General features: G+C 44.2%; 11 protein-coding genes and 4 tRNA genes. 5 read left to right on the forward strand and 10 right to left on the reverse strand.

Annotated elements, in window-relative coordinates:
* Window positions 1-112: 112 nt before the first annotated feature.
* The 4 genes from CLV25_RS06305 to CLV25_RS06320 form a co-directional block, all read right to left on the reverse strand.
* Complete coding sequence (locus CLV25_RS06305; protein WP_131838786.1) at window positions 113-826, reverse strand: DUF6261 family protein; 714 nt, start codon at window positions 824-826, stop codon at window positions 113-115.
* A gap of 643 nt (window positions 827-1,469) precedes the next feature.
* On the reverse strand, window positions 1,470-2,021 hold the full coding sequence (locus CLV25_RS06310) for a CAP domain-containing protein (RefSeq protein ID WP_131838787.1): 552 nt from the start codon (window positions 2,019-2,021) through the stop codon (window positions 1,470-1,472).
* 213 nt (window positions 2,022-2,234) lie between these two features.
* Entirely contained in the window at window positions 2,235-4,421 is a 2,187-nt protein-coding gene (locus tag CLV25_RS06315) for a glutamine synthetase III family protein (protein WP_131838788.1), read from the reverse strand.
* A gap of 386 nt (window positions 4,422-4,807) precedes the next feature.
* Window positions 4,808-5,257 carry an alanyl-tRNA editing protein gene (locus tag CLV25_RS06320; protein ID WP_165877012.1) on the reverse strand — a complete coding sequence of 150 codons (450 nt, stop codon included), beginning with the start codon at window positions 5,255-5,257 and terminating at the stop codon, window positions 4,808-4,810.
* 477 nt (window positions 5,258-5,734) lie between these two features.
* Between CLV25_RS06320 and CLV25_RS06325 the strand changes: the two genes are divergently transcribed.
* Both CLV25_RS06325 and porE read left to right on the forward strand, forming a co-directional pair.
* The gene (locus tag CLV25_RS06325) at window positions 5,735-6,934 is read left to right on the forward strand and encodes a lipoprotein N-acyltransferase Lnb domain-containing protein (RefSeq protein WP_165877013.1); all 1,200 of its coding nucleotides are present in this window, start codon (window positions 5,735-5,737) and stop codon (window positions 6,932-6,934) included.
* 68 nt (window positions 6,935-7,002) lie between these two features.
* Window positions 7,003-8,982, forward strand: a complete 1,980-nt coding sequence (porE, locus tag CLV25_RS06330; RefSeq protein WP_131838790.1) for a PorE family type IX secretion system protein — start codon at window positions 7,003-7,005, stop codon at window positions 8,980-8,982.
* 76 nt (window positions 8,983-9,058) lie between these two features.
* Here the strand turns inward: porE and CLV25_RS06335 are convergent, their stop codons facing one another.
* From CLV25_RS06335 to CLV25_RS06345, 3 genes are all read right to left on the reverse strand, one after another.
* Window positions 9,059-9,871: a M48 family metallopeptidase gene (locus CLV25_RS06335; RefSeq protein WP_131838791.1), complete on the reverse strand. Its 813-nt coding sequence runs from the start codon at window positions 9,869-9,871 to the stop codon at window positions 9,059-9,061.
* Between the two features lie 110 nt (window positions 9,872-9,981).
* Window positions 9,982-10,054 (reverse strand) — tRNA-Phe (locus CLV25_RS06340).
* Between the two features lie 68 nt (window positions 10,055-10,122).
* Window positions 10,123-10,198 (reverse strand) — tRNA-Phe (locus CLV25_RS06345).
* A 222-nt stretch (window positions 10,199-10,420) separates the two neighbouring features.
* On the opposite strand from CLV25_RS06345, the gene CLV25_RS06350 reads away from it, so the two are divergent.
* From CLV25_RS06350 to CLV25_RS06360, 3 genes are all read left to right on the forward strand, one after another.
* Window positions 10,421-11,641, forward strand: coding sequence for a M16 family metallopeptidase (locus tag CLV25_RS06350; protein ID WP_131838792.1), 1,221 nt, complete (start codon window positions 10,421-10,423; stop codon window positions 11,639-11,641).
* A gap of 1 nt (window position 11,642) precedes the next feature.
* A complete protein-coding gene (locus tag CLV25_RS06355; protein WP_131838793.1) occupies window positions 11,643-12,284 on the forward strand; it encodes an O-methyltransferase in 642 nt (213 codons plus the stop codon).
* 525 nt (window positions 12,285-12,809) lie between these two features.
* Window positions 12,810-13,316: an RNA polymerase sigma factor gene (locus CLV25_RS06360; protein WP_131838794.1), complete on the forward strand. Its 507-nt coding sequence runs from the start codon at window positions 12,810-12,812 to the stop codon at window positions 13,314-13,316.
* A gap of 900 nt (window positions 13,317-14,216) precedes the next feature.
* Here the strand turns inward: CLV25_RS06360 and CLV25_RS06365 are convergent.
* The 3 genes from CLV25_RS06365 to mutS form a co-directional block, all read right to left on the reverse strand.
* Window positions 14,217-14,301, reverse strand: a tRNA-Leu gene (locus tag CLV25_RS06365).
* A 6-nt stretch (window positions 14,302-14,307) separates the two neighbouring features.
* Window positions 14,308-14,380, reverse strand: a tRNA-Gly gene (locus CLV25_RS06370).
* 101 nt (window positions 14,381-14,481) lie between these two features.
* Window positions 14,482-17,061 (reverse strand): DNA mismatch repair protein MutS, encoded by a 2,580-nt coding sequence (mutS, locus tag CLV25_RS06375; RefSeq protein ID WP_207895597.1) that lies wholly within the window; start codon window positions 17,059-17,061, stop codon window positions 14,482-14,484.
* Between the last annotated feature and the right edge of the window lie 117 nt (window positions 17,062-17,178).

A 17,178-nucleotide genomic window follows, 5' to 3' on the forward strand; every position in this document is an offset into this window, starting at 1 on the left:
CAAAGCGGCATCCGCAGGATCGGGTGCCGCTTTCTTTTGGGCTACCGCCCCAAAAAGCAACGGCCCACCCTTGCAGGCAGACCGTTGCACAACTTAAAAACTAGGGCAGTGACTAGCCGACGTTTTTCTCGTCGAGCTTAGTTGTATTGTACTTCTGGCGGATGGTGAGGTAGCGGCTGTAGATCTCCTGCTGCAGCTGGCGCCACTCGGGCTTACCGCTGAACTCGGCGTTGAAGAACACGTAGTCGTAGTAGCGGTTTACGGATGCCTCCACCCTACGGCGAAGCGACGTAGCGGCAAGGCTATTGCGATAGGCTGTAACATCGGTTTCGCGATCGCTCCACAAGCTCTCGAACTCGGCCTCTGCAGCCTTCAGCTCTACGACAAACTCTTCGAGCCCCAAATCCTTCACAAGCTGGGTATTTTCCGCCTCATCGAGCACGGCTATAAGCGAAATCACCTGCGAAGACTCCTTGGTGTCGGGCAGCTCCTGAATCCCCCTAAACTTGGCCAGCCTGCCGCTGAGCACCTCGGCCTTACCCCGCTTTACGGCGTTGGGCGAGTAGAGCATACCGTCGAGGTTGACGAAAATACCCACTGCCGCATCGTCGCGGCGCTTGTCGGCGGCACGAGCCTTGCTCGTATTCTCGCTCGCCTTATCGCGCAGTAGGCTACCCTTAAACTCTCCGTAGCACACGTTTAGGTGGGCAAACGATTCGTGGGTTTTGGCCTCGGGGATAACACATTTTCCGGCCTCTTCAACGATAATCCTACATACGCTGCTGATGTCGTCAACAGCAAAATTGTGCAATGATAATTTGTTCATAACAGAAAAGCGTTTAGTTGTCTATAAGTCAAATCAGTCTAATCTTACTATTCTTGACATGGTATCCAACACCCTCTTCCAAATTAGCCCAACTCAATCCCGTGTTTGTGATTTCGTCTACCGGCTTGTACCAACACCTCCGCGTGTTTGTGCTTTCGCCCACCTGCTTGTACTAACACCTCCGCGTGTTTGTACTTTTGGCCGCCCGTTTGTACTAACACCTCTGCGTGTTTTTACTTTTGGCCGCCCGTTTGTACTAACACCTCTGCGTGTTTTTACTTTTGGCCACCTGCTCGTACTAACCTAACGCTAGGCTGGTACGCCTGTCCTTAAAAATTTTCTTTGCTACTTTGATTTCCTCGAATGCGGAAGGATGCTTACGGAAGTATAATAGGCCCAGTTGCCCTAGCAGTTGCATCTCGTAAAATATCCTTAGCCGTATCGTTATTCGAAAATCTAAGCGTGAAACTAGTTAACTCTTATTAATTATGCAAATTATTTTTAGCTTATTTGTTCATTTTTTCTTCATAATAGCCCTACAGCCCCTCTATCTGCCCTTTTTTAGGAAACTTGTTAAAGATGGCGCACATAAAAAAGGCCTCCCTGTGCAGGGAAGCCTCATGTAAGCTGCGCCTAGGAGCAGCTACTTTAGGGGTTTGCCGAACTCCTGGGTCCAGTAGTTGCCGTCGCGGGCAACGCCCATTTCCGTAAAGAGCTTGTTCATGATATTCTTGCAGTGCCCCTCGCTGGCGAGCCAGGCATCTACAACGGCCTTTTCGGAGGTGTACCCCCGGGCGATATTCTCGCCAACGGCCTGCCATGTGTAGCCTACGGCGGTTATTCGCGTTGCGGGGGTCGATCCATCGAGCCCCGTATGGTCGAAGTAGCTGTTCTTGTTCATATCCTGGCTGTGGAGCAGCGCGGCCTGCTCGAGCTTGCTGTTCCACACAACCGTATCGACAGGCGGCATGTAGGTAGCGCCACAGCTGCACCCTTTCTTGCGAGCCTCGTTCACCAGCCTAAGCATGGTTGTTTTATCGACGGTTGATGTCCCGGTGGTGGAGCCCGAGGAGCCCGTGCTGGGCGCTGGGGTGCTCGTGCTGCTAGGTGCCGGAGCCACGTCGTCGTCCTTCGTACAGCCAATAGCCCCGGCCAGCAGGGCCAGCATCAGCATTGCTAGTGCAGTCTTCCTCATTCAGTGTAGTTTAAAGATTCCTCCACCTCCGTATCATAAGCCGTGCCACAGCCAGCAGCGGGAGGGCCATTTTAGGCAACATTCGCACTCTATAGCGAACGATAAGCTAACGGTGGGAATAAAAAAATCCCACAAGAGACCTTCGCGGTTTCCTGTGGGAAAGGACGGACTATAAACCTAAAGCTGACCTTTTAGGATTTCTTTTATATACTATCAGATGAGCAGCAGCAGCTCGCGGTACTTAGGAAGAGGCCACAGCTCGTCGTCGATAAGCGTTTCCAGCTTGTCGATGTGGTAGCGGATCTCCTCGAAGTAGGGGAGCACCTTGTAGTAGTAGTGCGAAGCCTTAGCCTCGAGCTCTTCGGTGTTGTTGGCCACCTTACGCTGCTCTACCATTTCGTTTACCTTGGTACGGATTACCATAACGTGATCCGAAATCATCTTCAGGGTTTCGATTTGAGGCTCCGAGTACGACTTTGCCTCGTTGCCGAGCACCTCCTTCAGCCCCTTAAGGTTGTCGATAAGGGTGTTTTGGTACTTAATTGCCGTTGGGATGATGTGGTTGGTTGCCAAATCGCCCAGCAGGCGAGCCTCAATCTGAATCTTCTTAACCAGCGCCTCTAGGCGAACGTCGTAGCGCGAGTGGATCTCCGAAAGGTTGAGCACGCCAAACTCCTCGAATAGGGCAATCGCCTTAGGATCGAGGAAGCCTTTAAGGGCAACCAGCAGATCCTGGATGCTGGCAAGACCGCGGCGCTCTGCCTCTTCCTTCCACTCCTGGCTGTAGCCGTTCCCTTCGAAGCGGATACGCTTGGTTTCTACGATAATCTGGCGAAGCACCTGAAGAATTGCCTCATCCTTCTTTACGCCCTTCTCGATAAGCGCATCAACCTCTATCTTAAACTTAACCAGCTGCTGGGCAACTGCGGTGTTAAGCACCAGTAGCGGCGATGCCACGTTGCTGGTCGAGCCCACGGCACGGAACTCGAAGCGGTTTCCGGTGAAGGCAAAAGGCGACGTACGGTTACGGTCGGTATTATCTAAAAGGATATCCGGTATACGGCCGATATCCAGCTTAATTTCGGTTTTCTCGTCGGGGCTCAGCTTCTTGTCGGTAATGCGCTCCTCAATTTGATCGAGGATGTTCGACAGGGTTGTACCCAGGAATACCGACATGATTGATGGAGGCGCCTCGTTGCCGCCCAAGCGGTGCGAGTTCGAGAAGCTGGCGATGCTGCTAAGCAGAACCGGAGCGTGCTCGTCTACGGCCTTCATGGTGTTAATCAGGAAGGTCAGGAACTGGGTGTTGGTCTTTGGCGTTTTCCCTGGAGATAGCAGGTTGGTGCCGTTGTCGGTCATCAGCGACCAGTTAGCGTGCTTACCCGATCCGTTGATTCCCTTAAATGGCTTCTCGTGGAAAAGAACGCGAAGCTTATGGCGACGTGCGATGCGATGCATCAGGGTCATAAGAAGCAGGTTGTGGTCTACAGCCAGGTTAGCCTCCTCGAACATTGGCGCGCACTCGTACTGGTTTGGCGCAACCTCGTTGTGGCGGGTTTTCAACGGAATGCCCAGCTTGTACGACTCAACCTCGAAGTCTTCCATAAAGGCCTTAACCCGATTGGGGATAGAACCAAAGTAGTGGTCCTCGAGCTGCTGATCCTTTGCCGAGATATTGCCCATTAGGGTACGGCCCGACACCATCAGGTCAGGACGTGCAAGGAACAGCCCCTCGTCTACAAGGAAGTACTCCTGCTCCCAGCCAAGGGTTACGTTTACCTTCTTAACATCCTTATCAAAGTACTGGCATACCTCGGTAGCCGCCTTGTCAAGCGCATTAAGCGATTTGATGTGGGGCGTTTTAAAGTCGAGCGCTTCGCCGGTATAGGCTACAAAAATGGTAGGAATACACAATGTTCCTTCGAGCACAAAGGCAGGCGATGAAGGATCCCACGCGGTATACCCGCGAGCTTCGAAGGTATTACGAAGTCCTCCGCTTGGAAAGCTGGAAGCATCAGGCTCCTGCTGAACGAGCATCGATCCCTTAAACGTTTCGAAAGAACCTCCGCTACGAAGAGGCTCAAAAAACGAGTCGTGCTTCTCTGCGGTAGTATCATTCAAGGGTTGGAACCAGTGAGCGTAGTGGGTTGCTCCACGATCCATTGCCCAAGCCTTCATGCCCGCTGCAATCTGATCGGCCACCTTACGATCGATTCTACGTCCTTCTTCAACGGCGCTTATTACTGCATCGTATGCCTCTGGAGAAAGGTACTGACGCATTTTTGCGCGGTTAAATACATTTTCGCTGAAATACTTTGAGATATTCTCAGTGCTCGGAGAAAATCGTTCAGCTTTCTTGCTTGCCAATTCTGATAGTGCTCTAAAGCGAAGCGTTGCCATAACCTAATTTTTTAGTTCCGGCTTCAAAAATATACATTTATCATCACCACCCATATTTTTCAGACTTATTTCTCGATTTTTTAGCACTTTTTACGCAGACACCCCTATTTTAAAGCCAAACCATTCAAAATAAAAGCAACTCATGTCAAAGTAAACCCCTATTTTCTCAAAAACGATACACTTTACACAACAAATACTACATTGTTGATTTCATGGAATATAAAAATACAGCAAGTATCAATTAAAAAGGGAAAACCCACATATAGGTTTTCCCTTGAAGCTGTTTGCTGTATTCTTGCTTACACCCTATAAAAAAAGCCACCCCCAACCTGAAAAATCAGGAGTTTACAGAAACCACCCCTGCACTATAAAAGCCCCACCAATTTTCAAGCAGGCCTATCTAGCTTAAAGCGGATGCGCAACACGCCTTCCTCAAAATTTGTCGAAACCAACCTAAACGCTCCTATTTCTTTTGTCGATGCAACGTGCGGCCCAATACATGGACAGCTATCAAAATCGCCAATATCCACAATACGCAACACATCACCGGCATCCTCGGGCAACCTCGACAGGTCAAACATCACCTCAGCCTCCTGCCTGCTTACGAATCGAGAGCGAACAGGAAGATCCAACCCTATCACGCGGTTCACCTCGTCGGCCAAAGCAAGCTCTTCGAGTTCGGTAAGACCCCTGTCAAAATGGTAGTCGCATTTCGTTTTCTTGCGCTCAACATGGTTGCTAAACGATCGAGATGTTCCGAACATTCTAACCATCGTCTGGTTTAGGATGTGCTCCGCGCTATGCATTTGGGGGTCGTAGTTTTTTTCGCTTGCCATATCTCTTTTTTTATGCGAATCTAACACTTACAACAGCAACAGCACCACAAAAAATCAACAACAACCATTAACAGACAAAAACATTTCCAAAAACCATTTCATTGCTCCAAAAACACGGCCGTAGCCAATAAAGTATTGGTCTGTTTCCCTAATCGTTGCAACTAGTCCGCCCCTTTCTGCATTTATTTTTTTGCATTTGTTCTTCTTTTTTTTGCTTAAAAAAGTTAATTCTTCAATAGAAATAATATCTTTGCAAGCAGTTAAGTTAATGAAAAGTTATTTGGCTGTTGGTCTTATATATTTAAGTTTAGGTAGCAAAACCTTTCAAACCTCAAACTTTCTTATAGCTAAACCTTAACCGAAAAAAAGCGACCGCGGAGTAGCGGACGCTTTTTTGTTTTATATCCCATCCTAAAACGCTGAATTTCCTAATTCTTTGTCTATCTTAGAATGCTTTTTGAAGTAACCTTCGCAGAAATGATTAGACGCCTTTTACTTGTTGCAAGTATTTTGCTATCAAGCATTTTTCTAAAAGCCGAAAGCTACAGGAATGTATCGGTAAGCTTACTAACGGTATCGCCAGGTACCGAACTTTACTCGCTTTTCGGCCATAGCGCCATTCGAATCCAAGATCCTCTACATGGAATAGACGACGTTTATAACTTTGGAACATTTGATTTCGACACGCCTAATTTTGGCTTAAAGTTTGTATCGGGTCGCCTCGACTACATGCTCGCTCTAAATACATTCAGCCAGGTGTACCAAAGCTATCTTTGGGAAGAAAGGGCGATGACAGAGCAAATTCTGAACCTAACAAGCGATCAAAAAAAGAAAATAATATCCTTGTTAGAGGAAAATTATCGCCCCGAGAACAGGTTCTATCGATATGCCTTTTTAGACGACAACTGCGCAACCCGCATAAGAGATGTCATCGAAGAGGGATTGTCCGACAGCACCGTTTTTAGTTCAGCAAAAACCAGCTACGCGCAGCTCTCCTATAGGCAGCTGCTAAAGCAGTTCCTTACCAACTACCCATGGGTCGACCTCGGAATAGACCTAGCCATAGGCCTTCCTAGCGATAAGGTTACCAACAATAGGGAAAAAATGTTTCTGCCCGAGTACATGAAACAGCTCGTAGAAGCAAGTTCTCTAAAAAATGGAGAAAAATTAGCCATCCAATCACGATCACTGCTCACCGACATTAAAGAGCCATTTGAAACGGTAAACTTTATTACCCCAATCTCCATTTTCTTCGCAATACTAACGCTATCGCTGATTGGTTTTTCGGCAAAGCAGTTTTCCCGAATCTTCAGCGCTATTTTCTACTTTTCGCTAGGGCTACTCGGGATAGTGCTAACGCTCACCTCGTTTGCAACAGATCACGATGCCCTAAGAAACAATCTAAACCTATTGTGGGCTCTTCCCTTCAACATCATCATGTTTCGTGCTGCAGGGAAAAAGGCTATCAGCAAATTCTCCCGCTACTACTTTTTTTCAGTTGGGATAATTGCCTTACTCCTACTTGCACTCTGGGGCAACTTTCCACAGCAATTTAACAACTCGATAATACCTATTCTACTTACAATTGTAGTAACCTCAATACAAATAAGCATCCAACGATACGTTCCGCTAAAAGAAAAAGGAACAGCAATAAAGAAAAAGAAGATGTTTGTATAAAATGTGCTAATAATTTGCTCTTATACGCTATATTTGAAGAGCATAGCCATCATAACAATATAAAGATTATGAGTAAAAAAGTACCTATAGTAGTATTGACGCTGGTTTGCTTAAGCATTTCCGCATTCGGGCAACAAGAACTGTACGATAAAGCTAACGCATTATTCAAAGCAGGCGCGTACACCGAAGCCATAAAAACGTACAGAAATTCGGACTTTGTACAGGCAATGCCCAAAGAGCGCAGAGGCGAGATATTCTATAAAACAGCCGAAGCCTACAGGCTTATTGGCCAAACCCGTCAAGCTGAAATCTACTACGAAAAAGCAGAAGAAAAAGGATTTAATACTCCCGAATTCTATTTAAACTATGCCAACACGCTACTCTCCAACGAGAATTACGAAAAGGCAAAAAGCAACTTCGAAGAGTATAAAAAACTTAAGCCCAACAGCCCTATTGCCAACGTTGGAATTCAATCTGTAGAACTCGCTCAAAAGCTTAAGCAAGCCCCTACTAGCTACGTAATTGACCCCCTACCTTTTATCAATGGTAAAACAAACGATTTTTCGCCAGCTATAATTCCAAGCGAGCCTCAAAAGCTCTTTTTTTCATCATCGCGAATAACATCAACAGGAATAAACATACATTACGCTACAGGCGAAGAGTTTTCTGACATCTTTGTAAGCGAACTCGACAAACGGGAAAAATGGATTGCCCCCAAACCCGTACCCGGTATAAACAGCGACGTTGAAGAAGCTACTTGCACGTTCAACCAAGATGGTTCAGAGGTTTACTTTTCGCGCGCGCGTATAGCCAAGCGTAAGCAAATGGGATGCGAGATATACATGGCCAAAAAGGAAGGTGACAGATATGGCAATCCGATCCTAATCCCTATTGCCGCAGACAGCGTGGTGGTAACACATCCATCTCTTTCTGCAGATGGGAGAACGCTTTACTTTGCATCAAACCTTAGCGGAGGCATCGGCGGCCTTGACATCTGGAAAGTTACTAGAGACAGCGACAAAGGAGAATGGGGAAAACCTCAAAATCTAGGTGCAGAGATTAATACTATTGGCAACGAGGCGTTCCCTTACATTCATCCAGATGGCACCCTTTACTTTGCATCTAACGGACGTCCCGGAATGGGCGGATACGACATCTTCCTCTCCAAACAAAAAGGGAACGGCTACGTAGTTGAAAATATGGGATACCCAATAAACTCTTCGTCCGACGATTTTGGAATAACATTCCTACCAGGAAAGGAAACTGGATACTTTACCTCTCGCCGACCAGGAGGAAAAGGTGAAGACGACGTATACATGTTCCATCTCCCTCCTATTGCCATCAATATTTCAGGAACTATAGTAGACTCAAAAAGCAAGAAACCGCTAGATGGCTCTATTGTAAAGATGCTTGGCAACGACGGCACCACCGTTAACACCCAAACGGGGGCTGATGGCTTTTTTAAGTTTATGATGAAGCCTAATACGGACTACATAGTAATCTCTACCCGAAAAGGATACTTGAATGGCAAGTATAAGGTTAGTACTTTCGACATTAAAGGAAGCAAAGAGTATACCTATAATGTAGAGATGACATCCTACGAAAAGCCGGTAGAGGTTCCAAACATATTCTACGACTTTAACAAGTGGGAACTTAAACCCGAATCTACCGCTGCTCTTGACATGCTTATAGAAACGCTAAACGACAACCCCTCAATTATTATAGAGTTAGGTAGCCACACCGACAGCCGCGGGGGGTTAGAGTACAACTACAAGCTCTCGCAAAATAGAGCACAGGCTGCCGTTGACTATCTTATAGAAAAAGGTATTCCGATCGAGAGATTACGGGCAAAGGGCTATGCCTCGTCAGCCCCTAAAATCGTTGACGAGCAAATTGCCAAGCAATACCCGTTCTTAACCATAGGCACAGTACTAAACGACCAGAATATAGCCATCCTCGATAGCGACGAGAAAAAAGACATCGCCCATCAGCTAAACCGACGCACTGAGTTTAAGGTTATATCAACAACCTACGTATCGAAAGAGTAAAGAATTAATTCAAATAGCAAAAAAAGAGGCGGTAGATCATGTCCACCGCCTCTTTTATGTCAAAACCTCTTTAGTCCTACTTATTATTAGCAGGCTTGTAGTATTTCATGACTTCTGGGAGCACTGCTCTAATCTTATCTATACGAGCTTGCTCGGCAGGGTGAGTTGACAAGAACTGAGGAGGTCTTCCTCCGCCACTAGAAGCAGCCATTCTCTCCCAAAAAGGAATTGCAGTTTCGGGGTTGTAACCAGCCATTGCCATGAATATTAAACCCATTTTGTCGGCCTCTAGCTCATGGCTACGGCTGTAAGGAAGAATTACAGCAACCTGAGATCCTATTGGATAAAGAAGCTGGAACGCTTGCTGGGTTTGTTGAGTTTTCCCACTTAACAGGATAGAACCAACTTGTCCCCCTAGTTCTAATGCCATTGCCTGCGACATACGTTCCCCGCTATGGTTAGCTATTGCGTGAGCAATTTCGTGACCCATGACAACAGCAATGCCATTATCATCCTTACAAATAGGAAGAATACCTGTATAAAATGCAACTTTACCACCTGGCATACACCATGCATTGACTGTCGTATCATTCTCTATAAGATTAAACTCCCAATTAAAACCCTCCAGTTGAGAGGCCATTCCGTTTTGGCTCATGTATTGCTCTACAGCCTTTTGTATTCGACTACCTACTCTCTTTATTCTATCAACTTGAGCTTTATTTGTCGACAGCTTAGACTGCTGCAAGGTTTGCTTGTAGTTTTGCTCTCCAAGGGTAACCATTTCGCCAGAAGAAACCAGCGATAGCTGCCTACGCCCCGTCACAGGCACTGTAGAGCATGACGCCAAAAACACTGCTGCAACAACAGTACAAACAAGTAATTTTCTCATATCGCAAATTGTTTTATTAATTTCCCTGTACAAAGAAAAGATTGTATTGCAAATATACGCATGAAGGGGAGGTTCAGAAACGAAAAAGCCTAAACTTTCGTTTAGGCTTGTGGTGCCACCAGGAATCGAACCGGGGACACAAGGATTTTCAGTCCTTTGCTCTACCAACTGAGCTATGGCACCTTTTATATTCAGGCTGATGCTACCTGATTTTTTCAAAACAAAAGCGCAACGTTACTGCTGCGCTTTGATGGTGGTGCCACCAGGAATCGAACCGGGGACACAAGGATTTTCAGTCCTTTGCTCTACCAACTGAGCTATGGCACCATCTTTACAAATCTGCCTTCTTTCAAAGACGTTGCAAAGGTACTTCAAATTTCCAATTCTGCAACAGCAACCAACGCATTTTTTTGAATCTACCCGTACGATTTTCAACAAATTCTAAGAATCAAGTATATCCCACAGACAAAAGAAGGTTAAACACCACTCCACATCCTAACTCTAGCCACTTTTACTATTAAGATTGCTACCTTTGCTCAAACTTTGCATATGAACATTCATATTTCCCAACTCTCAAACGGGATTCGATTCATACATCAGTACAATAAATCGGCAGTTACACACTGTGGACTTACTATTAACACCGGGACTCGCGACGAGCTGGCCAACGAGCATGGGTTAGCCCACTTTATCGAGCATGTAATATTTAAAGGAACTAAAAAAAGAAAGACCTTTCATATCAACTCTAGATTAGAAGATGTTGGTGGAGAGTTAAATGCCTATACCTCAAAAGAAGACACTGCGGTTCATGCAACCATTTTGAAAGGAGACTTCGAAAAAGCAGTAGAACTAATATCGGACATAGTCTTTAACTCCACATTTCCACTAAAAGAGCTGGAAAAAGAAAAAGAAGTAATTATAGACGAAATAAACTCGTACAAGGATAGCCCAGCAGATCTTATCTTTGACGATTTTGAGGATTTGCTTTTCAATGGAACTTCGTTAGGGCACAACATTCTTGGTACGAAAAAGCAAATCAAACAGTTTACCCGGGACAACATCCTAAACTTCATTGCACGAACATACAATACCGATCAAATGGTGTTTTCGAGCATTGGCAAAATTAGTCCCGAGAAAGCCCTCAAAATTGTAGAAAAGCATTTTGGAGGAATCGCTGCTAATCCAAGACAGTACATCCGAAATGAAGTTTTACCCTACACCCCCTTTACTAAAACCATTTCAAAAAATACTTATCAAACACACTGCATTATAGGCCGACGCGGTTATGCCTACAGCGACGAAAAGCGCATACCGCTACTGCTACTCACCAATATACTTGGAGGTCCAGCACCCAACTCACGCCTTAACCTCGCACTACGAGAGAAACATGGCCTAACCTATAATGTGGAATCTTCCTTTACTCCATATACCGATACTGGGACCTTTACCATTTACTTTGGAACAGACAAGACCAACTTTGAAAAAAGTAGTGCTCTAATTTTTAGCGAAATGAAGCGACTTCAGAATGAAAAACTAGGAACATTGCAGCTTCACAAAGCCAAAAAGCAGGTCTTGGGCCAGCTTGCCATTTCGGGAGAAAGCAACGAGCAAGTTATGCTCACCAATGCCAAAAGTTTACTCGTTTACAACACCATCGACAGCATGGAGACTATTGCAGCCAAAATAAATGCCATAACATCAGAAAAACTGCTTGATATAGCAAACGAGATATTCGACACAAGCACCCTTTCATCGTTAACATACAACTAGAATGCTAGCAAAAGACTTAGAAATTGAGCGTTACATTCTCAGCCACACAACAAAAGAAGATGGCATACTTACAGAACTCAATAGGCAAACCCACTTAAAGGTTCTTCAACCTCGAATGGTGTCAGGTCATCTGCAAGGAAAGATTTTGGAGATGGTAAGCTTTATGGTAAAACCTGAAACCATATTGGAAATAGGCACATTTACAGGATATTCAGCCATCTGTCTTGCAAAAGGACTTGCACCAAACGGCGTGCTGCACACCTTCGAGATTAATGATGAACTCGAGGAGTTTGCTGCCCAATTCATATCCCAAAGCAACCTTACAGATCGAATTGTACAACATATTGGTTCGGCTCTAGACCTAGCCCCTTTGCTAGGCATCAAATTCGATCTTATATTCATAGATGGAGATAAGCGAGAGTACCCTCAATACTATCAAATGGCAAAGAGGCTTATCAAGCCCAATGGATTTATACTAGCCGACAATGTACTATGGGATGGTAAAGTTATCGAAACACCTACCCCCACTGATGATTACACAAGAGGAATCCTAGAGTTCAACAAGATTGTTCAGGACGATCCTCATGTTCAAAATGTGATTATGCCTCTCAGAGATGGCATGACAATTATAAGAATGCTCTAATTGCATCAACTTATCTTATACCACATTAGAAATAAAGACGCCCCCTTTCTTATTAGGCGTCTATCTTGCAAGCAACCTTTGTAAGGTTGCTTGCAACCAGAATAAAAACCTGTAAGTATAATTTACATTAACCTCCACAAAGCCAGCCTATAAATACAAAACATTGAATATGTGACAATTGTAAAAAATGCAATATGCCTCATTTCGTAGTTTTTTATAAGCGAAAATGTTTTTTTTACAAAAAAATCTTCTATTAATTTTTATTAGCTTAAAAGAGCTGAATTAGCGGTGCCCCTATTTGTAAATTGTAATAACAGTCCCCCTAAGGAATTGTCTATTTAGAATCAATTCGTACAAAAGGTGTAACTGTTTGATTTCTCAACAATACTGGCTGTTGTTATTTAGACTGATTCTTAGATACAAGGATCAACCAACAATGGGATGTTTGAATATCTGTAGAAACAGGTAAATTTGTCAATGTTATATTGATTTAGTTTAAATAAACACAACAAAAAAACTACATCCATGACTGCAGCTGAATTTAGTACCCAATTGCTCAACTTAGAGCCTAGTCTTGAACGCTTCGCGTACAGCCTCACTGCAAACAGAGAGGATGCCAAAGACTTACTACAAGAAACATTCTTGAAGGCATTAACCTACAAGGACAAGTTCGAGGACAACACCAATTTGAAGGCATGGACTTTCACCATCATGAAAAACACCTTCATCAACAACTACCGCAAAAATCTAAAGCAGAATACAACTTTTGATACAAGCGACAACCAGTATTTGATGAATAGCAAACCTGACCAAATAAATCCAGAAGCGGAGTTTTCTCACAGTGAAATAAGCAAAAAGGTTGACCTCCTCGAAGACGAGTTTAGAATACCTTTTCAAATGCATAACTCAGGTTTTCAATACAAGGAAATTGCCGAAATGCTAAACCTTAAAATAGGAACGGTTAAAAGCCGCATCTTCTTTTCACGCCAAAAACTAATGGGCTCTCTGAAAGATTTTGAGTACAAGTACTAATATAATATAAGCAAGGGGTACAGAACGTGCTCCTTGTTTCTTTATTTGTTCAGCAAGAACATTCAATTGTTCAGCAGCCGCATATGCAATAGTTCTGGAATTGCGGTTCTTCTACTCCCTCTACATTCAATCGAATAGAATAGTCATAGCCGGCACCACCTGCAGTAGTTGTCGTTTCACCCTTAAACTCATAATCAACGTCATATCTGTCACATAACTCACCAAAATATCCGAACGCATCCCTAAAATTGTCAAAACTGCAATCCAAATTCGACAAATCAGGAACCGAATTCTTAACCCTTGATATTACCACAGAAAAAGTTGCCATATTTTATCCTTTAGACGTATGCCTTTCGGCATCAATTCATCCGCACAATTTAAGAAATTTACTGTATCAACAAGGCCTTTGCTCCCAATTTTAAAACTCTTCGAAGTATACTATCCCAGTCAAGCCTTGCTTATCGGCCTCAGGAAAGGCTCATTGACGGAAGGTGTCAATTATAGATAAATTTTCCCTAGTGCCCCATAAGTAAATAACCTACTAAGCGGCGTGCCCCCCTCTTTAGCAACCTTATATTGTGCAACCAGCCAACGTCGCTCTCCAAAATAACAGACTTAACTTAATGCAGCCCCCCTTCCAGCCTTGAACGTTTACACGCTTATGAGATGGCGAGCACTGCAATATAATTGGAGCGACTATATAGAAGAGACTCTAGGCACGAAGCCCCCCCATTCGCAGAATCTCAAGATTAGTCGAAAATTGCGCCTGCTCCTTCGCTACACGACTTACGATTCACATGTTTTCAAAATATACAGAACGTAGTACTTTTGATTAATCTACGAACAACCTTAAAAAGAAAAGAGCCAACTGCTTTACTTTAAGCAATTGGCTCTTAAAAGTACCTGGAGCGGGAATCGAACCCGCACAGCCGCAATGGCCACAGGATTTTAAGTCCTGCGTGTCTACCTATTCCACCATCCAGGCAACTTGAGCGGAAAACGAGACTCGAACTCGCGACCCCAACCTTGGCAAGGTTGTGCTCTACCAACTGAGCTATTTCCGCAACTATTTCAACGAACAGAATCGAAACTCTACGACTTCCGATTTGCGAGTGCAAATTTAGCCTTTTTGATCTAATCTCCAAAGACAATTAGACCATTTTATCTAAAGCCCTGCTATTTTCTTTATATCGTTAAGTTTATTAAGCGCTTCTATAGGCGTTAGATTATTGATATCTAACCCTTTTATCTCATCTCTAATTTTTTTCAGAACCGGATCATCTAGCTGAAAGAAACTGAGCTGAAGTCCCTCCCGATGCGAAGCCAATTGGTCAACAGGCTTCTCCAACGAACTCCGTCGATGAGCCTTCTCCAGTTCCTTGAGAATTTCATTAGCACGCTCTACAACACTACGAGGCATCCCAGCCATCTGCGCCACGTGAATACCAAAACTATGCTCTGTTCCGCCCTTTACCAACTTTCGCAAAAAGTGAACCTTTCCATCCACTTCTCTTACAGAAACGTTGTAGTTCTTTATTCTATCAAACGAGGCCTCCATCTCGTTAAGCTCGTGGTAGTGGGTAGCAAAAAGGGTTTTGGCTCTAGCATGAGGATGCTCATGGATGTACTCCACCATAGACCATGCTATCGAGATTCCATCGTATGTACTTGTTCCTCTTCCTATTTCATCAAGTAGCACTAAACTTCGTGAGGATAAGTTGTTCAAGATGCTGGCAGCCTCCAACATTTCAACCATAAACGTTGATTCGCCCTGCGATATATTATCTGTAGCACCAACTCTTGTAAATATTTTATCGACAACTCCAATTTTAGCAGAAGAAGCAGGAACATAACAGCCAATCTGTGCCATAAGCACAATGAGCGCTGTTTGCCGAAGCAGAGCACTCTTACCTGCCATATTAGGTCCTGTAATTATTATGATCTGCTGATTTTTAGAATCCAAGCTAACGTCATTTGCAATATACTGCTGATCTACCGCAAGCTGTTTCTCAATTACGGGGTGTCGACCATTCTTTATATCAAGAACATCAGAATCGACAAGTAGCGGACGACAGTAATCATTAGCAAGCGCCACCTTTGCAAATCCGATCAAACAATCTAGCCGAGCAACCAACGACGCATTTAACTGTATTGGAGCAACATATTCAACAATGGCCGATACTAAATCGTTGAAAAGGCGCTGCTCTATCGCCAGCACTTTTTCCTCTGCCCCTAGTATTTTTTCTTCGTACAGCTTTAGTTCTTCTGTAATATAACGCTCTGCGCTAACCAATGTTTGCTTTCGTATCCAATCTGCAGGGACTTTCTCCTTATGCGTATTACGAACTTCGATATAGTAGCCAAATACGTTGTTATAGCTGATTTTTAGGGAAGTTATACCCGTACGTTCTATTTCGCGCTGCTGAATCTGTTGAAGGAAATCCTTTCCGTGCATCATTATAGCACGAAGTTCATCAAGTTCAGGACTAACTCCATTGGCTACTATGCTTCCTTTACCAAGCTGGCTTGCCGCATCTGGGAGAATTTCTGTTTCGATACGATGACGAATCCCCTCACACAAGGCTAGCTGCTCCGCCAAATCTTTTAATGCGTTATTTTCAGCAGCCAAGCCTTTCTCTTTGATTTTCTTTATTGCCCAAAGAGCACTCTTAAGCTGAACAACCTCACGGGGGCTAACTCGACCAACAGCAACCTTCGATATTATACGCTCTAAATCGCCAACTTCATAGATATGCTGTGCCAAATCCTCGCGGAATACTTCATTAGCAATAAGGTATTCTACAACATTAAGGCGAGTGTTAATCGAAGCTATATCCTTTAGAGGCAGAGCAACCCAACGCTTAATTAGGCGCCCTCCCATAGGCGATATGGTTTGATCGATGACGCTGATAAGCGTCTTTGCATTTTCATTAACCGAAGAAAACAGCTCAAGATTACGAATGGTAAACCTGTCGAGCCAAACGTACCGATCCTCTTCTAACCTTGCAATTGATCGTATGTGAGCCAGCTGATGGTGCTGTGTGATATCTAAATAGTAAAGAATGGCTCCAGCCGCAGCTATGGCATGCGTAAGATCTTCTATTCCAAAACCCTTAAGCGATGATGTTTGAAAATGACGCAGCAGCCTCTCATAACCTATCTCATTACCAAAAGCCCATTCGTCAACCTTATAGGTATAATATTTTGATCCAAAATGAGACTCAAACTCATGCTCAAATCCACGTTGGTATAGAACCTCTTTAGGCGAAAAGTTACAGAGCAGCTTATCTACATAGTCGAATCCACCTTGCGCTGCATAAAACTCGCCTGTCGACACATCAAGAAATGCAACTCCTGCAACTTTTTTATCAATGTTAACACAGGCAAGGAAGTTGTTTTCCTTATGTTCAAGAACGTTATCGTTATACGACACACCAGGAGTCACCAGCTCCGTAATCCCACGCTTAACTATTTTCTTGGTTAGCTTTGGATCTTCGAGCTGTTCGCATATTGCAACACGTTGTCCAGCCCTAACGAGCTTTGGCAAATAGTTATCTATCGCATGGTGAGGGAAGCCGGCTAATTCGACAGAAGAAGCTGAACCATTAGCCCTTTTGGTTAGAGTAATCCCGAGTATCTCGCTTGCACGAATTGCATCATCCCCAAACGTTTCGTAGAAATCGCCCACCCTAAAAAGCAAAATAGCATCCGGATGCTTTGACTTTACATCGTAGTACTGCTTCATCAAGGGGGTTTCTACGTATTTCTTTTCCACTGCCAACGCTGTTTTATTAAATGAAGATTCAAAAATAGTAAAACATGGCAAACTTCCCGAGGTACATTCATATTTGGTAGCAATACG

It is taken from the genome of Acetobacteroides hydrogenigenes, assembly GCF_004340205.1.
Taxonomy (GTDB): domain Bacteria; phylum Bacteroidota; class Bacteroidia; order Bacteroidales; family ZOR0009; genus Acetobacteroides; species Acetobacteroides hydrogenigenes.

Excerpts from the sequence above, each read along its gene's own strand:
- CLV25_RS06305 (WP_131838786.1), bottom strand. The coding sequence starts at position 826 with ATGAACAAATTATCATTGCACAATTTTGCTGTTGACGACATCAGCAGC.
- CLV25_RS06310 (WP_131838787.1), bottom strand. The coding sequence starts at position 2,021 with ATGAGGAAGACTGCACTAGCAATGCTGATGCTGGCCCTGCTGGCCGGG.
- CLV25_RS06315 (WP_131838788.1), bottom strand. The coding sequence starts at position 4,421 with ATGGCAACGCTTCGCTTTAGAGCACTATCAGAATTGGCAAGCAAGAAA.
- CLV25_RS06320 (WP_165877012.1), bottom strand. The coding sequence starts at position 5,257 with ATGGCAAGCGAAAAAAACTACGACCCCCAAATGCATAGCGCGGAGCAC.
- CLV25_RS06325 (WP_165877013.1), top strand. The coding sequence starts at position 5,735 with ATGATTAGACGCCTTTTACTTGTTGCAAGTATTTTGCTATCAAGCATT.
- porE (WP_131838790.1), top strand. The coding sequence starts at position 7,003 with ATGAGTAAAAAAGTACCTATAGTAGTATTGACGCTGGTTTGCTTAAGC.
- CLV25_RS06335 (WP_131838791.1), bottom strand. The coding sequence starts at position 9,871 with ATGAGAAAATTACTTGTTTGTACTGTTGTTGCAGCAGTGTTTTTGGCG.
- CLV25_RS06350 (WP_131838792.1), top strand. The coding sequence starts at position 10,421 with ATGAACATTCATATTTCCCAACTCTCAAACGGGATTCGATTCATACAT.
- CLV25_RS06355 (WP_131838793.1), top strand. The coding sequence starts at position 11,643 with ATGCTAGCAAAAGACTTAGAAATTGAGCGTTACATTCTCAGCCACACA.
- CLV25_RS06360 (WP_131838794.1), top strand. The coding sequence starts at position 12,810 with ATGACTGCAGCTGAATTTAGTACCCAATTGCTCAACTTAGAGCCTAGT.
- mutS (WP_207895597.1), bottom strand. The coding sequence starts at position 17,061 with ATGAAGCAGTACTACGATGTAAAGTCAAAGCATCCGGATGCTATTTTG.